The following is a 238-nucleotide window of genomic DNA, read 5'->3' on the forward strand; positions in this document are numbered from 1 at the left end:
GCGCTTATTGATGTACTTAATGATGTACTTAGTGATTCACTTGTACTTAATGATGTACTTAATGATTGGCTTGCACTTAACGATGTACTCATTGATTGACTAGCACTCACTGATGTACTTAATGATTCACTCGTACTTAATGATGTACTTAATGATTCACTTGCACTTAGTGATGTACTTAATGATTGACTCGTACTTAACGATGTACTTAATGATTGACTCGTACTTAACGATGTAC

General features: G+C 34.0%; 1 protein-coding gene. It reads right to left on the bottom strand.

From position 1 onward, the window contains the following. A partial coding sequence (locus E4T68_RS09160; RefSeq protein ID WP_194185121.1) for a hypothetical protein occupies window positions 1–238 on the bottom strand: 238 nt, incomplete at both ends.

The organism is Granulicatella sp. WM01, assembly GCF_004570605.1.
Lineage (GTDB): Bacteria > Bacillota > Bacilli > Lactobacillales > Aerococcaceae > WM01.